Below are 19,032 nucleotides of genomic sequence, written 5' to 3' on the forward strand. Positions count from 1 at the left end.
TTTTTGATGTCTTATTTGTATTATATTGCTTGATAAAAAGTACTATTCTCTAATTAAAGCCAAAGATTAAGTAACCTATGCTAGGAAAAGCTAGAAAATTCACAGATAATACGCATCTTGCAGATTCGTTAAAAATCACTATATCAGCTGTTGTACCTTTTTTACTACTAATGCCTTATGAGGCTTTTGATTGGGCTTTTGCCGCAGCTATTGGTGCCATGTTGACTGCTCCTGTTGATATTCCTAGTAATAAAAAAGACAAAATAATAGGACTATTAGTTGGTGCCTTTACAGTGCCTGCAGTCACCTTTACTCTATCCATCACTGATGGCAACTGGTATTTCTATCCGATATTTGTCTTTATATTCTTCTCTTTAAGCATGATATCTGTATATGGTCATCGTGCAAATATGCTTTCATTTACAGGACTATTAGCGGCTAGTTTAGGGTTAGCACATAGTTATGAAGGGCATGCCTTATTTATGCACTGTTTAATGCTTCTATTAGGAGGATTACTTTACTTATTGGTATCTGTTACTTTTAATCTACTTAGACCAAAGCGATATGCCGTATTACAGACATCCGAGTGTATGGAGCTTACAGCAGATTATCTAAAACACAGAGGGCAACTGTGGGATAAGAATGCGAATGTAGAAAAGATCACAGAAGAACAATTAAATATACAAGTAAGTCTAAATGAGGTTCATGAGAATCTAAGAGAATATTTAGTTAGAAATAAAGCTAATACGGGTAACTCTTCGAACAACCGTAGATTATTAGTAGCTTTCTCTACTCTAGTAGAAATACTTGAAGTAGCAGTATCTACTTCCTTTGAACACAGTAAATTACATGATTTATTTAGCAAAAGACCTGACATCATAGAACGTTATCAGAAGTTAGCTTATCACTTTGCCGAGACAATTGACGATATTGCTTACTCTATAAACCTGGGAAGTAAATACAAATCTAAATATGACCTATCTAAAGAGTTAGCTGAGATTCAAGCAATGCTTAACGATTTTGTTAAGAATGGAGAATCTACCAATATGGTAGAAGCTGTAGTCATGTTCTCAAACGTTATTCACTATGCTGAGAATCAGGTAAACAAAATTCATGATTTAGAAAAATCACTTACAGAAAAAGCATTTAGTGCAGATGTAGAAGAACGTTTTAAAGATCTAGAGAAGTTTTTAACCCCCGTACATTATCGATTAGAAACTCTAAAAGAGAACTTAAACTTTACCTCTACCATATTTAGACATGCTCTAAGACTTACCTTAACCATATTAGCTGGGCTTATCGTTAGTAAAATATCAGGTGTATTAAACGGGTATTGGATATTACTAACTATCGTTGTTATTATGCGTCCTGGATTTGGATTGACTAAGCAGCGATCTTTTGAGCGCGTTATCGGTACTGTTATTGGAGGTTTAGTAGCTATAGGATTGTTATATATTATTCCTAGTGCTACAGTTATTTCATATATTACAGTACTGACCATGATTATAGGCTATTGGTTCTCTCATACAGATTATAAAGTTGGAGTAACTTTTATCACGATGTATGTAGTGTTGATATACGGATTACTTACACCTGATTTTATGGATGTAATGATCTACAGAATTATTGATACAATTATAGGAGCATTATTAGCCTTTGGAGCGAATTATCTTTTATGGCCTTCATGGGAGTTCTTAAATCTAAACACACATCTTAAAAAGTCTATAGAAGCGAATAAAGAATATGTAAAGGAAATTACGCTTTACTACAACGAAAAAGGAGAAGTAACTCTGCCTTATAAGTTAGCTAGAAAATATGCTTTTATTGAGATAGGTAACCTTATGGCTTCTTTTCAACGTATGATCCAAGAGCCTAAATCTAAACAGAAATATAGAACAGAACTCTACGAATTAGCTGTGTTAAATCACACCTTCCTTTCGACAGCTGCCTCTATAGGAATATATGTACAGTCCCATACAACTACCAAAGCTTCTGAAGCATTTAATGTAGTTATGGATTACACAATAGGCAATTTAAAGCAAACTATCGCTCTATTAGAAGACCATAATAACAATGAAATAACGATCATAGAACGCAGTGAGAACTTTAACCTAAGTATGTCATACCTAAAAGGCATCCGTGAGTATGAATTAAAAAAGACTTACTCTGATGACAAGCAAATACAGAGTCTGATGGAAGAATCTGTATTAGTTATTGAGCAACTGATGTGGTTATCCTCACTTTCAGAAAAGATATTCAAAATTACTGCAAGTATAGCTGCATTAAAAAAACAAGAAGAACTAGAGGATTCTTCAATGCTAAGTTCATTAAGAAAAAAGATTATACCATAAATTAAAGGGGGGATGTTATGTACATCCCTCCTTTAATTTATTATTAGTATGTAGTTCTACTCTTCACTACTATCTACATAATTTTTCATCTCTATACTATAGTCAAGATTATTTAGTCTATTAAGGATGGTACTACTTTTCTTATCGATAAGCCTTCCTCCATCTTCGATGGTTAACTCTTTTAAATTTTGAAGCTTCTCAAATGGTTTTAATGATTCAATATCTCCCATAGCTGCTAAATAAACAGTCTTTAACGTACTTACCTCTGCAATAGACGTTATCACATTATTTATCTTTTTACAAGCGCTCAACTCTATATCTTCTAACTGTGTAAGTGTACTTAACCAATTAAGATCTATCAACGTAGGTATGTTCACTAAATAAAGTGCTTTTAAGGCACTTAAGTTAGCTAAACTACTCCATGTACACTCTTTACTTTTTTCTATTGATAAAGATTCTATTACAGCGTTTAAGGGAAAAACAAAACCTTCCTTATCAAAGTTTTCTATAAAGACTGTTCTTAGAATAGGATGTATAAACAAATTCTCAAATAGTCTAGAATAGGGAGTAAATAATTCTTCCAATGCTATAAATTTCAACCAATCTAATGGTTCTTTCCCTTTATACTGACAACCTTTAATCTCTAAGCGCTTTAAGTTTACAAACTGATATAACCAATTCTTATCAATACTTATATCTTTTAAATGAAGAATATGTATCTTTTTAAACAAAGGAGCAAAGGATTCATCTAATAATATTTCTAAGCCACTTTCCTGTCCTGATATAATTAAATTAGTTATTCGTTCTTCTTGACTAAAGATTAAGAGAGATTGAGCAGAATCCCCTTTTTCTACTATAATGAATCTTTCTTTACGTCCAGGAGTTGTTGTACCTATATACATCTTTATTATACTCTTTATATTATTTCAAAGATCATACTATTCTCATTTCATAAATATCCCCATTTACAGCGAATATTCGTACAGTATATATAGCTTACCTTTGCTTCACAAACGATCATAAAACAGAAATTAAAGATGAAAAAAATCGGTCTTAGCTTATTACTATTCATAACAATACAAATAAGCAGCTGGGCACAAGAAGGAACTGTTCAAGTAGAAGTGAAACAAAATGGTAATATCGTTCCTATGCAGGATGGAGTTGTCACACTTAAAAGCAATGAATTTGTATTCGAAGTTACTTCAAATAACGTAGATGGTTTTCTATTAGGAGCTACCTTTGATAACGATATCTATCGCTCTGCTATAGGTGAAGCTGATTTAGAAGTAGAATGGTTTAACAGTACTGCTATCGCAGATGAAGTCTTTAACCCTAATAAAGAACTAATTATTTCGGATGAAGTACCGACCTATTGGTATTACACAAATACTAAAGACCATCGATTTGATAAAAATCCAAAAGGAAATGCAGAACACTGGGTTGGAAATAGAACAATAAAAGTACTTAATAATTTGTCTAGCTATGAGACAATTCCCCTAACGAAATTTAAAGATTCTGTATACGTGTATTTTTATTCCCCTATTTACGATGAGGACTATAATCTAACAGAAGTTATTATTCTATATACAGCAGAATTAAGATTTAATTAAAAAAAGAAAATCGCTTATTACTTTAAAAGCCAATGATAGAAGACTATTATTGGCTTTTTCTAGTTTAATATTTTAAAAAAATTAAGCAGATAAAAATCTATTTTAATTTAGTTTTTATTTGTTTAATCTAAGAAAGTTACTCTTCTACAATTTCCATTCTCTGTAGAAAGTCAATAAAGTTATTACCTATTAAATACATATTTGATATGCCATTTCTACAGTAAATTCCTTTCCTGGTTCTTCCTCATAGTATTCATAATCCCATTCATTCTCATGATCCCAAAAAATATTTTACCATAATTATTCTGATTCAAATCTAATATGATTAGACCTATTGAGGCATTTGCTCAAACTACTTCAAAAACAGAACTAGAATATTTTACAATTGAAAAACATCCCTCTTTATCTTATCAATACTGTTGGATTCATAGCAATCGATAAGTATAAAGAAAATGGTATTTATTAGTGAATATCTATTAGCATAAAAGGTGATATCTTTACCACTAACATAGGTAATTTAGATATAAGAATTATAATGCTTTACTTGCTAGGTGAACAATCAGCTAGAAATAATAATAATTTTTAAATCTAGTTATTAGAGCAAAAACTTTAATAGGGATAGAATTCTCTGTCAAGGCAGGTTTTACAAGAAAAATTAAAAAATATAATGTACAAAGCTATAACTAGAAATGGTAATACATTTTTTTACTGTAATGAGCAATTAATACTTAAAGCTATAACATCAAAATATTTTTGTTATTACAAATTTTATATTGAAGATGTTAATAACACAAAGTTATTAGAGATTTCTGTTAGGAGCTTTTTTGGCTTTTTTAAAAAATATTCTATTAAGAAACAAAGCCTTAATCAATTTGTAGAGTTGAAAAAGATTAAAGGTGATTTAGTACTGAAATTAAACAATGATAATCTATCTCTTTATCAAAAAAGACACCTCATAAAATTTCAAGGAGATTTTATTTTAAATGAGTAAAAATATGGGCAATTTAATAATCATTTGACCATGTTTGAATCTTCTTTTACTTTTAGCTTTCAAAATGAGGAAGAACTTAATGTTTATTTTTTAATTTTACTATCCATACTAGTAATTGATGAATTTAATTCTGGCCCTTCAGCGTAAAAATCACAAAAAAAGACAGAGCTAAATTTTATAAAATCCAATAGAAAAAGACGAATAGTAGCTTCTAGTAAAACATTACTTGAAATATTTACAGTTCTTAAAAACAATCAAAAATGAAAATAAAACATCTATTTTATTTATTAATACTAAGCTTGTTTACACAATGTTGGAGACCAACTTCAAATATTAATATTATAAATAAAGAATACAAGACTAAATACCTCAATCAATTTGATAATAATCTTATAAATCATTTTCCTGATTCTATAATTAGTTCTTCCTATACATTATTAAACCCTAATAATGTAGAAAGAGGTTTCATAGGTCTGCTGCTATACGAATATAAGATGAATATAGATAGTTTATACAAAATAGAAAGTTCTCTTATTCAAAGAGGATTTTCTATTTATAATTCAAATTCAGATTGTTTATTAATAATTAATAAATTTGACACAGATGAGACGTACTTGTATCCTGAAAAAATCATTATACCAGATACAATAAATCTAAACGACACATGTGATCAAAATTCACTTCCTATTCCTATTTTTTTTAAATATACCAAGAACATTTCTAATCCCGAAAAAACAAAAAAAACACAAGAACTACTTCTTCCCGATAATTTTAACTTTTATGTTTTAGAAGCAAAAGCAGGAAATATCCCAGGATATGATTTATCACCTAATAGGCAAATGCCAGACAAATGGAAAAATGGGTATTCAAAAGGAATAGGGATTAATACAAAAGATAAATCCATTATTTATTGGTTAGTAATATTTTAAAGAAAAACTTAAAACAGAATTAAAAACAAGTCATAATTTTAGATCTCCTTTTAATTTTAAAAAGGGAATATATCTATTTATAAAAATGTGAAATAAAAAAGATGTTTGATTCTTACAGATAATCCTCGATCTTTTGAATATATGTTACACCATAATCACTTTCTGAGTATAAATAACCATTCAAAAAACAATAATAGAATATTGTTGGTAATTTTTCTTCTTCTATATTTAGCTTTAACTGATATTCATTTATATATGAAGTTTTATTGATGGTAATTTAGAATATAAATTGGATGTAAGTCGTATAATTGAGTGTGAAGATGACTAAAATGTCTCAATTTACTAATAAGGTATCTTTAGCAGGAGTCAATAGGCAATAAAGTAGGGGTTCCTCTAGAATCTAATTATCATGTTTTAGATACAAACTAGTTGTTTAAAAACTATATTTAGAATAGATCTTTAAAGATTGAAATAAAAAGAATAAAAAGATGAATTATAAGGCAACAACTCTCAACGGAGATACAGATATTTACTTTGGTAATGAATTGTTATATAGATGTATCTCTTATAGATACTTACTTAAGGATATCTTCTATATAGAAGATATCAATGGTGTAAAATTATTAGAACTAGAAATCAAGCATTTCTTTGGATTTAACAAAAGATATTTGATAGTAGCACAGAAATTGAATCAACAAATTTATTTATTTAAACTAAAGAAGAAATTATATTTGAAAGTAAAAAATGATATTATCTCAATAAATAAAAAAATGAGGGCATGGAAATTTGAAGGAGATTTTATTGTAAATAATGAATTTATTGGGGATTTTAATAATGATTTAAAAGTTTTTAAATCATCTTTTACATTTGATTTTAACAGCAAGAGTGATATTAATATTTATTGTATAATACTATTTTCTATTCTGGTTATAGACGAGTTTAATACTTGATCAACTTTATAAAAAATGAAAGAACTCTAATTTATAAAATTCAGTATTAAATGAAGTAGCCTACAAATAAATATAACTTATAAAATTAAACTAGAATCATATACTTAATATACTCACAAAAGCTTTTACCTGTATGATATACTTCTTGAGAATCATGCCAAAACTCAGTTACTTGATTATTAGTAAGATCAAAACCAATAAAATCCCCTGAAAAATTATCTGCAAAAAACATTATATAGTCTAGAATACTATATATATCTTCTAAGCCTATGTCTTGAAAATTAAATAAGTATTCTTTAATATCTAATCTATTATCAATATTTCCAACTCCTATTTCATTAATGAATATTAAATAATCTTTATCGATATTTTCATACTCTTCAAGAAGGTCTTTAACACCTGAATTACTTGATCTAAAAAAGTTACTCTTCTACTATTTCCATTCTCTGTAGAAAATCAATAAAGTTATTACCTATTAAATACATATTTTGATAGGTCATTTCTACAGTAAATTCCTTTCCTGTTTCTTCCTCATAGTATTCATAATCCCATTCATTCTCATGATCCCAAAAAAAAAATTTACCATAATTATCCTGATTCAAATCTAATATGATTAGACCTCCTGAAGCCTCATAAGCTATTGGCAAACATCTTGGAGGAATTCTACCATTATATGTTTTTAAATTATAAAAAATATCATACACATCATCATTATACAAACCATAAAAAACTCTAATATACGAACCATAAAAAACCTTGTCATAGTTCGTTTCTTTATCCTTATCAATATACTCTGGTAAAGTAGTATTAAGCGGTTTAAATAATACCATTTCTGAGAACATCTTAATACCATAGAATTCTAAATACTGTATGTATTCTACAGGGAGTTTAGATTCTAATAAGTTTTCTAATTTCATAACATCTTTGTTCGAAAAAGTAGTATTCCTACCGTCATCAATATCTTCTAAACCTCCTAATTTCTTAAATATTTTTTCCATATTATCTATTACTGTGAGTACAATTAGCTTTCCATAAATTATATACTACTCCTCTATGTTTTACATTACCCTGTAATTATATTGTCACTCCAAAAAAATAATGGGGAGTCATCCTATTCTTAGAAAGTCATTTTATAACTTAATATTCCCTTTTAAATTTCCGTGTATAATTCCATCTTAAATACATATATCAACAACATACACTCAATTACTTGCTTTTCGAATGAATGAACTATAAATATACTAAAATATCTATTGATCTAATATCTTTTTCATTAGGGATGAAGTAGTAAAGAACCTCACTTTTAATTAAGCCACAGATAAGAGTTCTTACCTCTATTTATCTTTAATTTTATCTCTATGTTTTTGGCCAAACTCTATTAAAGATTCTAAAACGGGATAACTCTCTATAGCGTGTTCAGTAAGACTATAAGACACCGTAATTGGTTTAGTGGAATTAACTGTTCTAGTAATTAATAAATTATCCTCCAACTCCTGCAGCTCTTTAGACAATACCTTTGGAGAAATTCCCTTCGCGTGTTCTTGCAAATCTTTAAATCTCATTACTCCATTAGTACGTAGATTATTAAGAATACAAAATTTCCACTTGCCACTAAGTAATTCAATAGCATCTCTTAATGCTAAAATTGTTTCTTTGGATACTCTATTGTTGTTTGTTATTGCCATTGTATTAGTTACTATCCTTGAGGTAAGTCATAGCAAATATAAAATAAGCGCTTCATAGATTTGTTGAAATTCTAAAAAAACAATAAAATGAAAGTATCCTTAATCGCAAACATTTCAATCAATGGTAAGGTATTAGTATCAGATAACCCAACGTATCAACTACCTAAAGAAGCCTTAACTTTCTATCTTGATTTAGCACATCAAATAGGAAATTTAGTAATAGGCTTCAACACCTTTGAAAACTTTCAAAATTCTCCTCAAGAGGTTAAAGATCTCTTCAAAGGAATAGAAATAATTGTACTCTCTAATAATACACATCACCCTATAGAAGGTTACACCTTTGTTAATAGTCCTGAAGATGCGATAACCTATATGGCTACAAAAGGAATTACAGAATTAGCTATTGGTGGTGGAACTGGTATCTTCAACGCTTTTATCGATAAAGAACTCGTGACTGATCTTTATTTTAATATCAATCCCTTGTTTATTGGAGGTAGTGACATTTTAGGAATGCAAAATAACTTAAGTACAAAGTTTGATATTGTAACTCATAAAGTAAAAAATGAGTTTCTTCAATTGCATTTAACTAAGTCTAAAAGCTATAACTAATATCCTAAGACTTTATTAAACTGCTTAGGTCTTTTATTTTGACCAGCAAATTCAGCTTATAGATTTTAATAATCTATTTTAAATAAAAAGCTCCCTGTGAAGGGAGCTTTTAGGCTAATACTGTTGTTTTAGATCCAACAGTGGGGATCGGTCGAAAAAAAAATTGATTTGTTGTTTTATTAAACTACGTATTCAAAAATTAATATTTTAAAAAGTCTAGAGTTCGATAATTATAAACTCGCTACGTCTATTTAACTGATGTTCCTCTACGCTGCATGGTACTCCATTACTACATTTATTCTGTAGCTGTGTCTCCCCATATCCTTCTCCTGTAATTCTACTTCTCTCAATGCCTTGATTCACCATCCACTCTACTGTAGACTTCGCTCTGCGATCTGATAACTTAAGATTGTAGTCATCATTTCCTCTACTGTCAGTATGTGAGCGAACATCTATCTTCATCGTTGGGTATTCTTTTAATACCTCTACTACTTTGATTAGTTCTGCTGCTGCATCTGGGCGAATATTAGATTTGTCAAAGTCGAAGTAAATAGGATTTAGCTTAAGTTTCTTAAATAAGTCGTCGTTTACTGTCACAGGTTCTAAAGTCTTCTCTAGTCCGATATCTACTCGTTTTACTCCTTGCTGACGTTCTACGATAAATACAACTTCCACTGTATTATACTCTTCTTTCTCAGCTTTAATACGATATTTCCCTCCACAATCTAATAAATTAGACAGATAATATCCTTTTGCATCTGTGATTATCGTATCCGTCTGCTGATAAAGAGCATCTGATAGAATCACTCTAGCATTAACTAATGGTTCTTTAGTCACCTTGTCATACACTATCCCTTCTAAAGCTTGCTTACAAGGTTTTTCTTTAAAGAAATAGATATCATCTCCTCCACTAGCCCCTGGTCTATTTGAACTTACAAAGCCCTTGTGAGATTTGCTGTCCATATACAAACCAAAATCGTCAAATGGGCTGTTAATTGGCGTTCCCATATTAGCAACCTGACCAATGCTTCCATCTACATTAATCTTAGCTACAAACATATCCAATCCTCCTAATCCAGGATGACCATCTGATGCAAAAAACAAGAAGTAGTCCTCTGATATAAATGGAAAGGTTTCTCTACCTGCTGTATTTACTTTAGCACCGATATTCTCTACATTGCCATATTCACCCGTAGGATAAATAGCTACTCTAAAGATATCTGATTGTCCCAATGTTCCTTTTCTGTCTGAAGAAAAATAAAGCCACTTACCATCCGGTGTCAAACTAGGATGGGCTGTATTGAAATAATCCGAGTTAAACGGAAGCTCCAATACTTGTCCCCACAAGCCATCCTCGCCTTTAGTGGCTTTATATATTTTTAATAAAGATGATTTGTCCTTATTGTTTCTTCTCTTTCCCTTTTCACTAGAGTTATTTCTAGTAAAGTACATCGTATTACCATCCTTTGTAAAAACAGCTGTTGCATCATTTACTCTAGAGCTTATCTCTTTAGCGAACTGCTTAGGTTCTGAGAAAGTCCCATCAACGTTAATCGTACTACTGTACAAGGCTGTAAAACTCTCATTAGTCCACTCATGGATAGCCTTATCTACTTCTTGATTACGAGCTGATGTAAAAATTAATTCATTGCCTAATATAGTAGCTCCATAATCCGAGAATTCTGTATTAATACTCAAAGCTTTAAGATCATATACATCCTTCTTATCCTCTATCTTTTGTAAATAGTCTTTATTCTCTTGAAACAATTGTGCTCGAGAATCATTAGCTTCCAATCTGGAAAACTCTTCCATCTTTTGCTTAGACTTGTCATAACTCTCAACAGATTTAAGCGTCTGTGCATAACGATAGTAATATTCTGATGGAATTGGTTCTTTTCCTTTATCCTCATACTCTCCATCGAATAGTGTTTCATACCACTTATTAGCCTCAGGTAACTTTCCATTAAAATAATATGCATCCGCTAGCTTCTTTAGCATATCTGCGTTAGTATACCCCTTGTTTGCAATGCGCTCGTAGATTTTGATTGCATCTACATAAGCCTGAGTTTGATATTCTTTATTTGCTTTCTTTTCTGCTACTTTCTGTCCATAAGTACTAATACCTACGAAAAGCAACATTGTCAATAAGCTTATTTTCAGTAGCTTTTTTTTCATAGTTTCTCTTTCTTTATAGCTAGTTTTCCTTAGAAAAATCGCGGTGCATTAATTGTACTACGACGGTTAAATAATTCGAATCTTAAGAAGATTTCGTGTGATCCTGAGTTATAACGTTGAAGCGCAGTAGTCTCAAAGTCATAAGAATATCCTACAAATAGATTTTCATTGACCTGAAATCCTGCCAAGGCGCTCACTGAAGCATCCCATCGATAAGCTCCTCCTAAAGTAAACTTGTCATACATCAAAAAGTTAGCTGTTAAATCAACTTGTAATGGTGCTCCACTTACTGCCTTAACTAAAGCGGCTGGCTTAATTAATAAGTTCTCACTCACATCGAATACATATCCTCCCATTAAGTAGAAGTGCATCTTCTGACGCATCGTCGTGATATCATTATCATCATAGCGATCCGTAGTTAAGAAGTTCGGAACTGATAACCCTACATAAGCTTTGTCAGAGTATAAATAAACCCCTGCTCCAATATTTGGATTAAACTTGTTGTTTAGATTCTCTTGGCTTACAGGATCAGTAGGATTGTGGATATTAAGCTTTGTATAATCTACATTTAATAAATTAGCTGTTCCCTTCAAACCAAAAGCTAATTTATAATCAGCATTTAAGTCAATAGCATAAGCTAAATCTACAGAGATATTATTCTCATCCATTGCCCCAATGCGATCATTGGTAAAGTTCACTCCTAGTCCTAATCCACTTTCTCCAAGAGGTGTAGACACAGATACATTCGCTGTCTTAGGTGCTCCATCTAGCCCTACCCATTGTGTTCTATACATCCCAAACACGTTCAGTGTTCCTCTACTACCTGCATAAGCAGGGTTGATCATATTAGTATTATACATATACTGGGTATACTGCGGATCTTGCTGAGCTTGCATAGTTTGGAAGCAGCCTATTAACAATAGACTGATTCCAATTTTCTTTATATTTTTCTGAATACTCATAACTCTTCTTACTTATTACTTTCTAAATGTAGATAACCCGATTTCTTAATCATACGAGAGCCACTAACGTCTTTATACTCATAACTCACGATGTAGAAATAAGTACCTGTAGGTAATTTCTCACCTTTATTTATAGTAACACGTCCATCAGAGTATCCTCTAAACACATTACCTGCACTGTCATAACTCTTCGTGTCGAATACCTTCACTCCCCAACGGTTGTAAATCTCTACTGTGTTATTAGGGAATCTGTTGATATTATCTATGATGAAGTAATCATTCTTACCGTCTCCATCAGGAGAAACAAGGTTATAAATAACGATATCTCCGTCTAAGATTAAATCTGTATTCACAGTAGCTAATGTAAAGAATCCGTACCCCTTCACACTAGTAGGTGTAGTGATCTCTTTTTTCTCTAGATCTACCACACCTCCTTCGTCTACCCAAAGCTGTTGCTTAGCATCCCATCTTACAATGTGTAATTCTTTCTCTGGATTAACCAATAATTCTTTAGGTGTAGTACGCTCATCCCAACTCAGTGTCAGCATGATGTCTCCTTTACTATTATCACTTCCTTTATCTACTGTCCAGTACTCGCGCTCATCTAGTAAGTTAATCACTCCTGACTTTGCACTACGCGCTCTAAAGAAGTTCTTATCATCTAAGTTATACTTTCCTTCATACGCATCTTTTACATGATCTGGAGCAGTGATTCTAGCATAACGGTATAGTCCTTTATCTCCTTTAGGATATTGGAATTCCTCATTACCTATCTTCTCTACATAGCCTTCAGCATGACTCTTATCTGTAGGCTTAAGTGCTTTCGCTCCTTGGTGGAAGGTTAGCATCCCTACTAATGAGTCTACCTTAATGATACCATCTTTAAAGTCTACACTACCTCTTACGTTAGCCTCATTCTTTAAGTCAAAAGCCATGTCTTTAGTTGGATTGTCTAGAACTACATTAAAGAAATTAGAAGGTTGGCTTCCTGTGATATGTTGAGTTCCTTTCGCTTCTTCAAAAGGAGTGAACACAGCTTTAGAACCTTTGGCGTTAGTGCTGTGATCGTAAATATTGTCATTGTTAAAGTTGCTGTAGTAATAAACCGTTCCATCATTCTTTACATACCCTTCTTTTGTATTGTCAAAATCATAGATAGTAGACATGACTCCTCCTTCGGCTATCGAAATCTTTCCTTGGTTTACCATTACTTGGTCTTTCTTAGCTTGCTGTGCTACTACCGTAGCTGGCAATGCTAAACCTAATAAGGCAACTGATTTATACAATTTTCTTGACTTCATAGTTTTTATTTTATAATTAATTAGCTACTGCTTGATTTAACAACATCGGATTAGTAACAGCAGAACAATCATTTACTTTAATCTCAAACTCATTTGATGTGTCTGAACATTGATTGTTAGTTACATTTAATCGAATGCGTAAACCATTTAATTCTTTACTAGCATGACTAACTTTAATTGTTTTTCCCTCAAGAATAATTCTATTTGAAAAAGTAGTATTATCTAATACTTTCCAATTTGTTGTTCCAGTTGTAGTGTATTCCCATTTATAATTTGAAACATTTGTAGTTATAGATACTTTAGCAGAGTCAAAGTTTTCACAAATCACAATATTGTCAATATCCTTGCTTACTTCTGGTAAGGCATTAATCACAATAGTAAATTCTTTTTTAGGACCTATACATTCATCTTTTCCCTCTGCAACAAAATATTTATAAGTACCTACAGCAGTTGGGCTAGGAACATCTGATAATTCAATTTGATTACTATCAAAATAAACCAATTCATAATCTTTATCTTTTCCTATAGCAGACAACTCATTTTCTAATACTAAAGGCTCTCCAAAGCATAACTCTGTATTCTTAGCAATAGGTGAAGTAGTTACTTTTTCAATACTGATTTCTAACCTAGCATAACAACCATCCTCCATACCTGGCATCATCACATAATACATTTTTCTACTGCCATCACTGTTAACTGAAAAATCTCCAGTTACTAAACCATCATTAGATGTATAAGTTGTTGGTACTTTACTATAAAATTTAGCTCCAGGAGGATACATATTTATAATTTCACTTCTATCAAATCCTGTTGTTGGTACAGAACAAAAAGCCTTAAATTGCATAATTCCATCTTCTACAGGAGGGTTACAGTTTTGCAAGAAGTCTGTTGTAACACTTATCGTAGAAATAAAATCATCATAAACAGGACCAGCACACATTCCGTTTCCATAATCTCTCACTAAGTCTGAGTTTACCTTTGATTTTGACGTAGCCCCTTCTCCTGATATTTTACCATTAATCTTTACCTCTAATCCACACACATTGGTAGATAACAATACACAATTATCAGATACTCTAAATCTATATTTTAATTGAGCTAATAGCTTTTCTTTTGTTGTATCTAAAGGTAAATTTCCAATATCCCAAACAATTTTACCTCCAGCTGTAACACTTGGATCATTTGTACCTCCAGTAGGTGGTGCCCAAGTAACACTTCCTGATGCATCTAGACCTGGCACGATCTCCGCATCTAAGAAATGTAGATTAAAAGGTACAGGTATTTCAATTTTAGAATTATTAACTGCTTCTGTTCCTTTGTTATAAACATCTAGCTCAAATTCAAACTCTTGCCCAGGAGTGATTGTTCCATTATTTAATGGTTTTACACCTCCATAATTAGTTGCTTTATTCTCTCCTACTACATCAGGAACATAAGCATCTACAGCAAACACTATATTAAATATGATGTATGTATCTTGATTTGATCCATATGAAAATGAAGTTGATGACTGATTATTTCCTATGATTTGATTACTAGTATTATTTAACTCAAACATAGAAATATCCATTCCTGTATTATTGATTAAGTTTGGATTTCTTGGGTTTCCTCCTGTATGAATTGAAGAATTAAAAAAGTTATTAGTAGAGTTACCTCCATGGCTTAAGTCTTGATAGCTATTAGAATTTCTTTTTTGAATCTTAAAATAGTCCCCAGAGATATCCTCATCTCCTTCACCCGCCATCATTCCAATTTTTACATTTACATCTCCATTTTGGGTAGCTCTAAAACCACTCACTGGTAAAATAGCTGCACCTGTTCTTTTAACCATATAACCATAACCATCAAAAACAGTAATATCTCTCCACTTCATCGAAGTGTTTTTATAAATAACAACCATTCCCCATCCTCCATAGAATCCAGTTCCTCCTCCTTTCCCTTCTTTTAAGGCAATGTCAGCCACAAAATAATTTGAAGCCCCATGTTCACGAACATAATCAGTTACATCAGCATAAGCCGCATACATAGCTCCTTCTGATGTAGAGGGATAATATATATCAGTATCTTTTGCTGTTATTTGTATATATGATTGGTTTTTAGCTTTTAACTTAACTTTACGTTTATCCAATCCGTCGAAAGTCAATGGACTATTTGTATTCCTAACATCTATATCATGAGCACGTCCCGTCCAATATAAGCCTGCATATACAATTTCAGTACATTCACCACCTGGTAGAATTAGTTCTGCAGAAGATGAATTTATCGTATTTCGATCATTGTCAATGTCTACATAGATCATCTCATTATTATTTCCCCCTTGCTTTCCACTATTTGCATAATTTTTTAAAGTAAGGTTAGTATTACCAATCATGGTAAAATCTCCTTGCAGATTATAATTCTTTACATTAGTATATGGTTTGGGGGCTTTTGCTGATTCACGTGGTTTAAAATCTTTTATAACTTGTGCAAAACCCGAGTTACTTCCTAGTATTAAAAAAATTAATAATAAGAGAGTTGATAGATAAGCACTTATTTTTTTTGAATATTTTTTCATAGCTTTTCTATTAACTTGGTTGATCCATTGTTGAATACAGAATTTCAACATCTTGTTTTTCGTTTAACTTTTGTAATAAATCAATAAACTCTGTTTGAATTAACTCTTTATCTAATTCTCGATATGATCTAATGTAGATGTATTTAAGACTTTTTAATTGAATAATTAAATCTTTAGGAACAACGATTTGCTGCTTTCCATCCCATTTAATATTTATTAAAATAATCTCTTTTAATTTATCTTCATAAACATTGCTCAAACCAATAAAGTCGCTAGTGTCTTCAATAGACATTTCAACTATCTCTTTAGAGTTTCCTTGGTGAATTTTAGCTTGCTTATCAAATGCTATAAACATTGAGGTTGGTGCACCATTAGCTAGGTAATTAAGATCATTAGCTTGTGAATCAGTTAATTTAATAAGTTTCTGATTGTATTCTAAAATAGCACTTTGTGCTTGTGCTTTGATTCCAAAGCACAAGACAAAAGCTATTATTATATATAAAATATTATTTTTCATAATTAATTATCTTCATTAACAGAGAATACAATGTTTATAAAGCTCCCCATATTTACATTAGCTGTATCACTTACTTTATATGTCATTAACCCTACTGCATTAATACTTACAATAGTAAATACTCCTTCTGTTGCATAAGTCACATGAAAACCTAGCTCTGATGCAGGTAAAACTGGTAGAGCTGATGCTCCAGCACTACTCATTACAGGGCTTCCAAATTGTTTCTTATAAATAGCATACATATCTATTGTACCTGTACGAGTTGCATTATTATATGTAACGCCTTCTTGTTGGGCTTGACTCTCTGCTGTAGGAACCATTACTGAAGGCATATAGAAGAACTTAGGCATCGCTGCTTTTAAAGCTTTTATAATCTCTCCATTTTTATCTACTGCTAATAAATGCTGAGTAATCCCCTCACTTTCATTAACTGCTTGTGTTTTTTTCTTGTTAAGCCCCGTTAAAGCAAGCGTATTATCAGTAGTAGTATTAATTGCTGTTTTTTTAGTTAGTAAACCTCCTAATTGGATATTAGTATCTGCTTTAGTAAGTCCATTATTAGCTGTAACTATCTCACCTACATCAGTCTGGTTTTTCCAAGTAGGAACTCCTGTATTATCTGTAACCAATACTTGATTATTACCTGCATTAGCTATGTCTTCTGGTTTTATCGTTCCATTTTGGATATGATCTGTTGTAATTTTATTATTAGCAATATTTAGTTTAACATCTGTTAATAATGATTTAGTAGCTGTTGTTGCTATTGCATTACTATCAGTACCTATAACAATTACACCATCTGTTGTTAATGTTTTAGCATCAACTACCTTATCAACTGTTACATCTGGTGTGCCAGGAATCCAAGCTTTTGTTGTTTGGTCATAAATTAAGGTTTGTGCATTAGAAGGTTGAGTATTACTAACTGGCGTACCTTGGATAGCTTGTACTACTGTTTTACCTTCTTTTAGTACAGCATCACCTTCTAAAATTAACTCTGCCTCTACTCCATTAACAGAACTTACTATAGCTGTTTCCCTAGTCACAAGGGTATTAGATGTAGCAGCTTTTTTATTAATCCACTTAGTTGTAGCTGTATCTCCTGTTCCTTCTGTTACTAAAATTTGTCCATCAGTTCCTGGTTTAATTTTATCAGTGGTAATTCCTTTATCTGCAATTTGGATACCAGCATCAGCTAATAACTTATCACTTCCATTTACTCCTGTTATAAACTCAAGTCCTCCTGCTAACGATAAATCACCTTTTGTATTATCTACTGTAGTTTTTAACTCTTCTAATGCCTCTTGTACATTTGTTGATGTAAAACCATTAGTGCTGTTGTCAAAAGCAATAGCCTTAGCATTGGTATCAATAGAAGTGATTGTATCTCCTTTAGCATTTTTAAAAGTATACACTCCGTCTAATACTTCTACTTTTGTTGTATTGGCATCAATGATAACAACCTCTCCAGCTACTGTAGTATGCGTATATGTTCCATCGTTATTGTTTACTAATGTATCACTTGTACCGTCTAACTTAGTTTTTAACTCTTCTAATGCCTCTTGTACATTTGTTGATGTAAAACCATTAGTGCCGTTGTCAAAGGCAATAGCCTTAGCATTGGTATCAATAGAAGTGATTGTATCTCCTTTAGCATTTTTAAAAGTATACATCGCCATTGTCATAAGTATAAGTACCATCGTTATATCAATTGCATCTTGTACATTATCTGCTCCTAAATTAGATTTACTATCGTCAAAGGCAATAGCTTTTGCATTGGTATCAATAGAAGTGATTGTATCTCCTTTAGCATTTTTAAAAGTATCCATCGCCATTGTCATAAGTATAAGTACCATCGTTATTATTGGTTAAGCTTCCTTTAGAAACTGTTCCTAATACTGTATTGTCATCTGATTTTAAGGTAATAGTTCCATCATTATTATCAACTAATGTTACACCTGCACCTGATCCTACTTTACTTAATAGATTATCAATTGCATCTTGTACATTATCTGCGTGCCATCGCCATTGTCATAAGTATAAGTACCATCGTTATTATTGGTTAAGCTTCCTTTAGAAACTGTTCCTAATACTGTATTGTCATCTGATTTTAAGGTAATAGTTCCATCATTATTATCAACTAATGTTACACCTGCACCTGATCCTACTTTACTTAATAGATTATCAATTGCATCTTGTACATTATCTGCGTGCCATCGCCATTGTCATAAGTATAAGTACCATCGTTATTATTGGTTAAGCTTCCTTTAGAAACTGTTCCTAATACTGTATTGTCATCTGATTTTAAGGTAATAGTTCCATCATTATTATCAACTAATGTTACACCTGCACCTGATCCTACTTTACTTAATAGATTATCAATTGCATCTTGTACATTATC

14 protein-coding genes are annotated in these 19,032 nt (G+C 31.6%); 5 read left to right on the forward strand and 9 right to left on the reverse strand.

Features of this window, described 5'->3' with window-relative positions:
* Positions 1 to 77 precede the first annotated feature (77 nt).
* A complete protein-coding gene (locus tag MPR_RS09130) occupies positions 78 to 2,351 on the forward strand; it encodes an FUSC family protein (RefSeq protein WP_041891823.1) in 2,274 nt (757 codons plus the stop codon).
* A 56-nt stretch (positions 2,352 to 2,407) separates the two neighbouring features.
* Here MPR_RS09130 and MPR_RS09135 read toward each other — a convergent pair whose 3' ends face one another.
* Complete coding sequence (locus MPR_RS09135; protein WP_041891826.1) at positions 2,408 to 3,253, reverse strand: hypothetical protein; 846 nt, start codon at positions 3,251 to 3,253, stop codon at positions 2,408 to 2,410.
* A 135-nt stretch (positions 3,254 to 3,388) separates the two neighbouring features.
* Here MPR_RS09135 and MPR_RS09140 point away from each other — a divergent pair, with 135 nt between their 5' ends.
* The 3 genes from MPR_RS09140 (at position 3,389) to MPR_RS09155 (ending at position 6,831) form a co-directional block, all read left to right on the forward strand.
* Positions 3,389 to 3,961, forward strand: coding sequence for a hypothetical protein (locus tag MPR_RS09140; RefSeq protein ID WP_041891828.1), 573 nt, complete (start codon positions 3,389 to 3,391; stop codon positions 3,959 to 3,961).
* Between the two features lie 1,251 nt (positions 3,962 to 5,212).
* On the forward strand, positions 5,213 to 5,881 hold the full coding sequence (locus MPR_RS09150; protein ID WP_041891832.1) for a hypothetical protein: 669 nt from the start codon (positions 5,213 to 5,215) through the stop codon (positions 5,879 to 5,881).
* Between the two features lie 488 nt (positions 5,882 to 6,369).
* Positions 6,370 to 6,831 carry a hypothetical protein gene (locus MPR_RS09155; protein WP_041891834.1) on the forward strand — a complete coding sequence of 154 codons (462 nt, stop codon included), beginning with the start codon at positions 6,370 to 6,372 and terminating at the stop codon, positions 6,829 to 6,831.
* Positions 6,832 to 7,253: 422 nt separating this feature from the next.
* Here MPR_RS09155 and MPR_RS18135 read toward each other — a convergent pair whose 3' ends face one another.
* Together MPR_RS18135 and MPR_RS09165 are read right to left on the reverse strand one after the other, a co-directional pair.
* Positions 7,254 to 7,829: an SMI1/KNR4 family protein gene (locus MPR_RS18135; protein ID WP_052472685.1), complete on the reverse strand. Its 576-nt coding sequence runs from the start codon at positions 7,827 to 7,829 to the stop codon at positions 7,254 to 7,256.
* Positions 7,830 to 8,165: 336 nt separating this feature from the next.
* Positions 8,166 to 8,516: a winged helix-turn-helix transcriptional regulator gene (locus MPR_RS09165; RefSeq protein WP_041891836.1), complete on the reverse strand. Its 351-nt coding sequence runs from the start codon at positions 8,514 to 8,516 to the stop codon at positions 8,166 to 8,168.
* A gap of 87 nt (positions 8,517 to 8,603) precedes the next feature.
* Here MPR_RS09165 and MPR_RS09170 point away from each other — a divergent pair, with 87 nt between their 5' ends.
* Positions 8,604 to 9,125, forward strand: coding sequence for a dihydrofolate reductase family protein (locus tag MPR_RS09170; RefSeq protein WP_041891839.1), 522 nt, complete (start codon positions 8,604 to 8,606; stop codon positions 9,123 to 9,125).
* Between the two features lie 216 nt (positions 9,126 to 9,341).
* Here MPR_RS09170 and MPR_RS09175 read toward each other — a convergent pair whose 3' ends face one another.
* The 6 genes from MPR_RS09175 to MPR_RS09200 are packed head-to-tail and all read right to left on the reverse strand — an operon-like array spanning position 9,342 to position 18,487.
* Positions 9,342 to 11,300, reverse strand: a complete 1,959-nt coding sequence (locus MPR_RS09175; RefSeq protein WP_041891842.1) for an OmpA family protein — start codon at positions 11,298 to 11,300, stop codon at positions 9,342 to 9,344.
* Between the two features lie 29 nt (positions 11,301 to 11,329).
* The gene (locus tag MPR_RS09180; RefSeq protein ID WP_041891845.1) at positions 11,330 to 12,262 is read right to left on the reverse strand and encodes a PorP/SprF family type IX secretion system membrane protein; all 933 of its coding nucleotides are present in this window, start codon (positions 12,260 to 12,262) and stop codon (positions 11,330 to 11,332) included.
* Between the two features lie 8 nt (positions 12,263 to 12,270).
* Entirely contained in the window at positions 12,271 to 13,563 is a 1,293-nt protein-coding gene (locus MPR_RS09185) for a T9SS type B sorting domain-containing protein (RefSeq protein ID WP_041891847.1), read from the reverse strand.
* Between the two features lie 16 nt (positions 13,564 to 13,579).
* On the reverse strand, positions 13,580 to 16,117 hold the full coding sequence (locus MPR_RS09190; protein WP_235280419.1) for a hypothetical protein: 2,538 nt from the start codon (positions 16,115 to 16,117) through the stop codon (positions 13,580 to 13,582).
* Positions 16,118 to 16,127: 10 nt separating this feature from the next.
* Complete coding sequence (locus MPR_RS09195; RefSeq protein ID WP_041891853.1) at positions 16,128 to 16,634, reverse strand: hypothetical protein; 507 nt, start codon at positions 16,632 to 16,634, stop codon at positions 16,128 to 16,130.
* 2 nt (positions 16,635 to 16,636) lie between these two features.
* On the reverse strand, positions 16,637 to 18,487 hold the full coding sequence (locus MPR_RS09200; protein ID WP_235280420.1) for a hypothetical protein: 1,851 nt from the start codon (positions 18,485 to 18,487) through the stop codon (positions 16,637 to 16,639).
* Positions 18,488 to 19,032 lie beyond the last annotated feature (545 nt).

The organism is Myroides profundi (assembly GCF_000833025.1).
In the GTDB taxonomy this organism is placed as follows: Bacteria; Bacteroidota; Bacteroidia; order Flavobacteriales; family Flavobacteriaceae; genus Flavobacterium; species Flavobacterium profundi_A.